This window comes from Thermodesulfitimonas sp. (assembly GCF_052743955.1).
On record NZ_JBRAIN010000002.1, the window covers coordinates 22,519 to 28,915 of the forward strand.

6 protein-coding genes and 1 pseudogene are annotated in these 6,397 nt (G+C 59.1%); all 7 read left to right on the forward strand.

What is annotated here, in order from left to right; all coding sequences use genetic code 11:
* Positions 1-34: 34 nt before the first annotated feature.
* Positions 35-1,096 (forward strand): methionine synthase, encoded by a 1,062-nt coding sequence (locus ACUVTA_RS00455; RefSeq protein WP_445951027.1) that lies wholly within the window; start codon positions 35-37, stop codon positions 1,094-1,096.
* Entirely contained in the window at positions 1,097-1,921 is an 825-nt protein-coding gene (locus ACUVTA_RS00460; RefSeq protein ID WP_445951011.1) for a histidinol-phosphatase HisJ family protein, read from the forward strand.
* Between the two features lie 168 nt (positions 1,922-2,089).
* A complete protein-coding gene (locus tag ACUVTA_RS00465) occupies positions 2,090-2,452 on the forward strand; it encodes a hydrogenase maturation nickel metallochaperone HypA/HybF (RefSeq protein WP_445951012.1) in 363 nt (120 codons plus the stop codon).
* Complete coding sequence (locus ACUVTA_RS00470) at positions 2,415-2,780, forward strand: GTP-binding protein (protein ID WP_445951013.1); 366 nt, start codon at positions 2,415-2,417, stop codon at positions 2,778-2,780. The genes ACUVTA_RS00465 and ACUVTA_RS00470 overlap by 38 nt, the downstream gene beginning before the upstream one ends.
* A 130-nt stretch (positions 2,781-2,910) precedes the next feature.
* Positions 2,911-5,229 carry a carbamoyltransferase HypF gene (gene hypF / locus ACUVTA_RS00475; RefSeq protein WP_445951014.1) on the forward strand — a complete coding sequence of 773 codons (2,319 nt, stop codon included), beginning with the start codon at positions 2,911-2,913 and terminating at the stop codon, positions 5,227-5,229.
* Positions 5,220-5,492, forward strand: coding sequence for a HypC/HybG/HupF family hydrogenase formation chaperone (locus tag ACUVTA_RS00480; RefSeq protein ID WP_445951015.1), 273 nt, complete (start codon positions 5,220-5,222; stop codon positions 5,490-5,492). The genes hypF and ACUVTA_RS00480 overlap by 10 nt, the downstream gene beginning before the upstream one ends.
* Positions 5,452-6,397: pseudogene (gene hypD, locus ACUVTA_RS00485) on the forward strand (hydrogenase formation protein HypD); the annotation flags it as partial. The gene ACUVTA_RS00480 and the pseudogene hypD, both read left to right, overlap by 41 nt.

The following is a 6,397-nucleotide window of genomic DNA, read 5'->3' on the forward strand; positions in this document are numbered from 1 at the left end:
ATTGGCAAATTCAGGGGGGTATCGGTTGCGTAAGGTGATTGCGGGGCTGGCGACGGGCATCGGCAGCCTGCCTTATCTCGAGCCGGAACCGGCACTCACGCTCGTCAAGGAGTGTTTGCCGCAGCTGCCGCACTGGCCTCAGCTGCCGCGCCGGACGGTGGCGGAGGGGTTCGTGCAGCAGTTTCTGGGTGTGCTCAAAAGGCAGGGAGCGCTCCGTGCGGACGGGAAGTCTTTTGTTGACGAAGATGCGGACTGGCCAGAGATCCTAACCAACTTTTTTTCTTTCTGTCTCGCGGCCGAAGCGGGAGACGCTGCTGCCTTGGCTGCCTTTGCTCCAGAGGAGGAGGCAGCGGCCGGCTTTTTCGCCTTTTGCCGGGAGCTCGAGGCGCAGGCCTTTCCCAGGGCGGTCGCGGTAAAGGGTCAGGTTGTTGGGCCGCTAACGGTCGGCTTCCAGTTAACCGCTGCGAGTGGGCGGCCGGCGTACTACGAACCGCAACTTCGGGAGCTGATCGTGAAAAACTTGGCGCTGGCGGCCCGGTGGCAAGCGCAAACGCTAAAAGAGTACCAACGGCCGGTGCTCCTTTTCATCGATGAACCGGCAGTGAGCGTCTACGGGCAATCAACCTATATCACCGTGACGCGGGAACAGGTGTTGGCGGACATGGGGGCTATCCTCGCCGAAATCAAGGGCGTTGGCGCCGGGGCTGGCGTCCACTCGTGTGCTGCGGTTGACTGGAGTATCCTGATGGCCCTCGATATCGACGTCCTAAGTTTTGACGCTTACGCCTATTTTGATTCGTTGCTCCCTTACCGGCGGGAGCTAACGGAGTTTTTGACGCGCGGGGGGCTGCTTGCCTGGGGCATCGTGCCAACCAGTGAAGCCGCCTGGCAGGAGGATACGGGAAACCTTATCCGCCGGCTCCGTACTTACTGGCGGGAACTGGCTTCTCGGGGCGTGCCGCAGGGGTTGCTCGAAAGGCAGTACCTCGTCACGCCGAGTTGTGGGACGGGGATTTTACCTGTGCCTTTGGCGGAACGGATTTACGCGCTTACAGCCGCGGTAACCCGGGAGTTATGGACGGCAGGAGGTGAGTAGTTGACGGGAAGGAAGCTTGTTGACTACCATATTCACACGCGGCGCTGCGGCCACGCTACGGGTGACCCTGCCGAATTTATAGCGGCGGCGCGCGCCAGGGGTTTGAGGGAAATCGGTTTTGCCGACCACATCCCCCAGTATTTTTTACCGGTAGAACGGCGGGATCCGGGGCTGGCGATGGCGGCCGAAGAGCTTGATGTGTACGTGACCGAGGTTTTAGCGCTTGGTCGGGAGAACCGGGATCTTCGCGTGCGGCTCGGTATCGAGGCGGACTACGTGCCCGGTGAAGAGGAGGCGTTAGCGGCGATCCTCCAGCGCTATCCTTTCGATTACGTGCTGGGCTCAATTCATTATTTAGACGGCTGGGGTTTTGACAACCCCGCCGAAATTGCCGGTTACGCCGGAAAGGATATCGACCTTCTTTACCGGGATTATTGCCGGTTGCTGCAGCGGATGGCAGCCACCGGTCTTTTCGATGTGGTGGCGCACCCGGATCTGCTGAAAAAGTTCGGCTACCGGCCGTGTGGCGACGTTACGGCACTTTATGAGGAGACGGTGCGGGCGATTGCGGCTGCCGGGGTGGTAGTAGAGGTTAACACCGCGGGGCTGAGGCAGCCAGTAGGGGAGATATACCCGGCTCCTCTCTTCCTCACGTTCTGCTTCCGGTATAACGTCCCGGTTACGCTCGGTTCGGACGCGCACCGGCCAGAGGATGTAGGCCGGGATTTCGACCGCGCGGTTGACCTTCTGCTCCGGATTGGCTACCGGGAAGTGGTAACCTTTGCAGGGCGCAGACGGAGACTCCTACCGCTTTTACGACCATGATTTTTCACAAGGAAAATCCGGGAACAGTGTCGAAGAAGAAAATTGCAGCCGGTACAAGATTTTATTATCGTAGGTTTTTATTTTTACGGGGAAGGATGCTTCGATTTTCGATATATAAATCGCTGGCCGAGATTAGAAAGGCCGGATAAAAAAGTATACGGGTGGCGTATGCACGAGGTCGGGCTTATCTATTCGCTGATGGATCAGGTTGCGGAAAACGCAGCGCAACACGGTATCACCAAGATTCGCTGTGTGAAGTTGGTGGTGGGACGGCTTACGCTGGCACAACCTGCTTTTTTGCAGTTTGCTTTTGAAAATTTACGTCCGAGTACCATCTTTACAGAAGCACACCTGGAAATCGAGGAGCGGCCGCTGGTGCTCCGCTGCACCGCCTGCGGCACAGAAACTAGACCTGAGTATCTTACCTATTTCTGCCCCGCATGCGGGGAGCGAATGGAAATAATAAGCGGTGACGAACTCTTTATCGAGTACTATGAAGGAGACGACGGAGAAGATGGGAGTCACGGTTAAAGTTGTAATGGGGCAGCGCCTGCTAAAGGCGAATGCTGCCGTGGCCCAAGAGAACCGGGCACGTTTTGCCGCGGCGGGGACGCTGGTGGTGAATCTGATTAGCTCGCCCGGGGCTGGCAAGGCGACGCTTTTGGAACAGACGTTAGTTCGGTTCGGCGGGCGGTTTCGCATCGGCGTGATCGAGGGCGATATTTATACCACCCGTGATGCGGAACGAATAGCCGGGAAGGGGACGGCGGTTGTTCAGGTTAATACCGCCGGCATCTGCCACCTAGACGCCCCGATGGTGGCGCGGGCGTGTGAGGAGTTAGGAGCGCCGGTGCGGTGATAACTACGAAGGCGGATTTGCTGCCCTTTACCGATTTCGATCTCGCCGGTGTGACCGGCGAAATTAGGGCCCTGAATCCGGAGGTTAAGGTTTTTATTCTTTCCGCCAGGACCGGCGAAGGGGTGGAGGAATGGTGCAGGTGGATAGAAACGATGTTTTTGCGGAAAAGGGCGGCCGGATCCGGTACCGGATCAGAATAAAAGGTATTGTGCAGGGGGTGGGTTTCCGGCCCTTTGTTTACAACACGGCTACGGCTTTAGGGCTTTGCGGCTTTGTCCTCAACGATGCCCGCGGGGTGCTCGTCGAGGCAGAGGGGGAGCCCAGGAAGGTGCAGGAGCTTCTGGAAAGGATCACCCAGCAGCCGCCGCGGTTAGCCCGGATCGTGCACGTTGAACATGAAGAACTGGCGCCTGTGGGTTACACGCGCTTTGAGATCGCTTTCAGTGCCGAAGGGGCAGAGAAAGAGGCGTTAGTACCGCCCGACGTAGCGCTCTGTCCTGATTGCGCCCGGGAGAGCTTTGACCCGCGAGACCGACGTTACCTCTACCCTTTTACCAACTGCACCAACTGCGGGCCACGTTTTACCATTATTACTGCGGTGCCTTACGACCGGGGCAAGACTTCGATGGCGGGCTTTGCGATGTGTCCTGATTGCGCCCGGGAGTACCATGACCCTACCAACAGGCGCTTTCACGCCCAGCCCGTAGCGTGTCCCGCTTGTGGGCCACAGGTAGAGCTCCGTGACGCCGAGGGGAACCTGGTGCCTGGCGATTGGCGCGAAAACTGCTGGCGCGCCCTGGCGGAAGGGAAGATTATAGCGCTTAAAAGCCTCGGTGGTTTTCACCTCTGCTGCGACGCCTTTAACCGGCAGGCGTTGCGGGCGCTGCGGCAGCGGAAAGGCCGCAGCCATAAGCCCTTTGCCGTGATGTGCCGGGACATCGCCACGGCGCGGCGCTACTGTTTCGTGAGCGAAGCGGAAGAGGAACTGCTGCGATCGCTGCAGGCGCCGATTGTAATTTTACGGCGCCGTCCGGGCGTCCCGCTTCCGGAGGAGCTGGCGCCGGGGCTAAAGACGCTCGGGGTGATGCTTCCTTATACGCCGCTGCACTTACTGCTTTTTGACGGACCTTTTGCGCTTCTCGTAATGACCAGCGGCAACTACAGTGAGTTGCCCCTTTGCAAGGATAACGAGCGGGTTTACCAGGAACTCGGGGGGATAGCCGACTATTTCCTCCTCCACAACCGCCCGATCGTGAACCGCTGCGACGATTCGCTCGCTGCCGTTGTGGGGGGCGAAGTGCAGCTTTACCGGCGATCTCGGGGTTACGTCCCGCGGCCGGTCCGGGTGCCTACAGGGGAGGGCCCGGTAGTTCTTGGGATCGGTGGGGAGATGAAGAATACCTTCTGCCTGTTGAAAAAGGGAGAGGCTTTCTTGAGCCAGCATATCGGCGAACTCGACAATCTGGAGGGGGAAGAGAATCTTTTCGCGAGCCTGGTCAATTTTCAGCGCCTGCTGGGTGTGGAGCCGGAGGTAGTAGGCTACGACCTCCACCCTGGCTACCGCTCTTCCCGTATTGCGGAAAGTATTCCGGCGCGCGTACACGTGGGTGTTCAGCACCACCACGCTCACTTAGCGGCGTGCCTTGCAGAGAATGAGGCGACGGCGCCAGCTATCGGGATTATCCTCGACGGGACCGGTTACGGGGAGGACGGGAACCTTTGGGGCTTTGAAATTTTAAGCGGTGATTATACTGCTTTTAAGCGCCATTTCCACCTCGCTTACGCGCCGCTGCCGGGCGGGGAGCAGGGAATCCGGCAGCCCTGGCGGATGGCTGTTTCTTACCTGCTGACGTTCTTAGGGGATGAGGGGGCCGAGGCGGCGGCGGCGCTTTTCGGGGGAAAGGGAAGGGAGCTTGAGGTTGTCGAATACCTCGTAAGAAAACGCTTCAATTCGCCGCTGGCCTGCGGCTGCGGGCGCCTCTTCGATGCCGTGGCGGCGCTTCTCGACATCTGCTGGGAGGCGACCTACGAAGGGCAGGCGGCGGTGGAATTAGGGGAGACGGCGCTGGCGCCAGAAGAAGGGAAGGCGCTTTCCCCTTATCCTTTCACTTTCGAAGGGGAGGTGATTTCGCCCGCCGGGATTTTAACCGGGGTGCTTGCGGATCTCCGGCAGGGCGCGCCCCGCGAGTTTATCGCTACCCGTTTTCATAATACCGTTCTATCTATGGTCCTGGAGGCCGTTAGGGGGGTCCGGGAAGCAACGGGTCTCACCCACGTGGCTTTGAGCGGGGGTACCTGGCAGAACCGTTACCTTTTTGAACGCGGTAAGGAGCTCTTGACCCGGGAAGGCTTTACGGTTTTCTACCACCGGCAGGTGCCCCCGAACGACGGAGGATTGAGCCTCGGACAAGCCGTAATCGCTTATAGGAGGGCTACAGAATGTGTTTAGGAATTCCTGGTAAAATCGTGTCTGTATGGCCGGAAAAGCAGTTGGCGGAAATCGAAACCTTTGGCCTCCGCCAGCGGATCAGCGCGCTTCTTGTCGGCGAGGTGGCAGTCGGCGAGTACGTATTGGTCCACACAGGCTACGCGATTGAAAAGATGGATGTAGCCGAGGCGCTGGAACGAATCCGGTTATGGGAGGAATTATTAGCACATGAAGGAGTTTTTGATGAAGTTCCGCGATCCGGAGATCGCGCGGGCACTGATTAAAGAGGTGCGGCGCCTGGCCGCCAAGATTACTGACCGGCTTGGGCGGCGGGTGGTTTTGATGGAGGTCTGCGGTACCCATACGGTGGCCATCTCCCGGGCGGGCTTGCGCAGCCTCTTGGGAGATCTGCTTGACCTCCGCAGCGGTCCCGGGTGTCTTGTCTGCGTCACCGGTTATGCCGATATTGACCGGATGGTAGCGCTTGCCCGCCTTCCCGGCGTGACGGTGGGTACTTTCGGGGATATGGTCCGAGTACCCGGCAGCGATTCCTCGCTGGAGCGAGAACGGGCGGCCGGCGCGGATGTCCGCATCTTTTATTCTCCGGCGGACGCAGTGGCCTGGGCGGCGGCGCATCCGGAAAGGGAATTCGTGTTTCTCGGTGTTGGCTTTGAAACGACGGTACCGGCAGTTGCTGCCAGCATCCAGGAGGCTAAAGCGCGGGAGATCAAGAACTTTAGCGTCTACGTCAATCACAAGCTTGTTCCGCCAGCGCCATGGCGCTCCTTGATGACCCGGAGATCAAGGTTGACGGCTTTATCCTGCCGGGTCACATGAGCGCTATCATCGGTCGCCGGGCTTATTCTTTCCTGGAAGCGTTTCGATTGCCGGCTGTGATTACCGGCTTTGAAACCAACGATATTCTAGAGGGTATCAGGCAGATACTAAAGATGATGTGGGAAGAAGAGCCACGGGTGGTAAACGGCTACACCAGGGTGGTGCGGGAGGAAGGGAATAAGATCGCGCAGCGCCAGATAGCGGCGGTTTTCCAGGTTAGTGACGCCTCCTGGCGCGGGTTCGGGGTTATCCCGGGTAGCGGGCTTACACTGGCGGCCCCTTTTGCGACCTTCGACGCAGCGGTACGTTTCGCACTGCCACCAGTAACGCTGCGGGTCCCTGCCGGGTGTGC

Bases quoted from the DNA above. Each gene is read 5' to 3' on its own strand.
- ACUVTA_RS00465 (WP_445951012.1), top strand. From the start codon at position 2,090: ATGCACGAGGTCGGGCTTATCTATTCGCTGATGGATCAGGTTGCGGAA.
- hypF (WP_445951014.1), top strand. From the start codon at position 2,911: ATGGTGCAGGTGGATAGAAACGATGTTTTTGCGGAAAAGGGCGGCCGG.
- ACUVTA_RS00480 (WP_445951015.1), top strand. From the start codon at position 5,220: ATGTGTTTAGGAATTCCTGGTAAAATCGTGTCTGTATGGCCGGAAAAG.
- ACUVTA_RS00470 (WP_445951013.1), top strand. From the start codon at position 2,415: ATGAAGGAGACGACGGAGAAGATGGGAGTCACGGTTAAAGTTGTAATG.